The sequence below is a fragment of the Saccharopolyspora terrae genome (assembly GCF_004348435.1).
GTDB lineage: Bacteria > Actinomycetota > Actinomycetes > Mycobacteriales > Pseudonocardiaceae > Saccharopolyspora > Saccharopolyspora endophytica.
Window position 1 is genome coordinate 1 of sequence record NZ_SMKS01000144.1, and the last position, 1,396, is coordinate 1,396.

A 1,396-nucleotide genomic window follows, 5' to 3' on the forward strand; every position below is an offset into this window, starting at 1 on the left:
CCTAGTAGTGCTTTGTTAGGTCGGTAATCGGTGGATGTGTTGATGGCAGGTGGGGCAGGTGCCGGACCAGGTGGCGAGCAGGGTTTGTAGCTCGCGGATGATCTTGTAGAGGGTCAGGCTGCCCCAGATGCTTTTGGGCTGGTCAGGCGGAGGGTGGTGAGGAACAGGTGTGCTGCGGAGGCCAGGGTGGCGTGGCGGTGCCAGCCGGTGAAGGACCGGCCTTCGAAGTGGTCCAGGCCGAGGCCGGTTTTGAGTTCGCGGTAGTCGTGTTCGATGCGCCAGCGGATCTTGGCCAGCCGCACCAGTCGGTCGAGTGGTGTGTCGGCGGGCAGGTTGGAGATCCAGTACTTGATGGGCTCGTCGGCCTCGGGTGGCCATTGGGCGATCAGCCACCGCAAGGGCAGCGATCCATCAGGCGCCAGGCGGGGCTTGCGTCCGGCGATGCGTACCCGCAGGGTCACGAAATCCGATCGGAGATCGCCTTTGGAGCCTTCTCGCCAGCTGATGCGCTTGCTGTGGGACCGTCCGGCGGCCAGGATGTGCTCGCGCAGGCTGACCGGCTTGGTGCGATACCGGGGCTTGGAACGCCGGCCGTGGCCGGAATACGGCAACAACTCGGGGGCCGCCTCGGCGGCGTGGGCGGTGAGCTCGCCTTTGACCTGTACTGCGTAGGACAACTCGCGTTCTTCCAGCGCGGCACGAAAGTGCGCGTTGTCGCCGTAGCCGGCGTCGGCCACCACCGCGGGCGGTCGCAGCCCCCAGTCGGCCAGCTGGTCGAGCATCTCCACCGCCAGCATCCACTTCGGGCGATTTCGTTCCGTGTCCGGAATGCCACACCGGGCGCGCCGCCGCCCGACCTCCCCCGCAGAAGCATCCTCGGCAAGGGCGTCGTCCCAGCTTTCCGGCACGAACAGCCGCCAATTCACCGCAGCCGAGGCCGTGTCGGTGACCATGTGCACGCTCACACCGACCTGGCAGTTGGTCACTTTGCCCGCGGTGCCGGTGTATTGCCGCGCCACACACGGAGATCGACTGCCATCCTTGAGAAATCCCGTGTCATCGATCACCCACGCCACCGGATCCACCGTGCGCTGCGCAAGCCTGGCCAACCGCGCCCGCACCGACGCGAACTCCCACGTCGACGACGACACGAACTGCTGCAATCCCTGATGATCCACTCCGAGCCGCTCGGCCATCGGCTGCATCGACTTGCGGCGACCATCCAGCAGCAACCCACGCACATAGGTCTCGCCCTTGACCCGCTGATCCGACCGCGCCAGCGGAGCGAACACCTCCGCCGCGAACTCCTCCAACCGGCCACGCACCCGAGCGAGATCACCCTGCTTCACAAAACAAGATCATCCCACACCAAGATCCACACCTAACAAAGCACTAC

General features: G+C 65.6%; 1 protein-coding gene. It reads right to left on the minus strand.

Annotated features, from left to right (window positions below):
- Positions 1-113: 113 nt before the first annotated feature.
- The gene (locus E1181_RS31080) at positions 114-1,349 is read right to left on the minus strand and encodes an IS701 family transposase (RefSeq protein ID WP_165944805.1); all 1,236 of its coding nucleotides are present in this window, start codon (positions 1,347-1,349) and stop codon (positions 114-116) included.
- Positions 1,350-1,396: the final 47 nt, after the last annotated feature.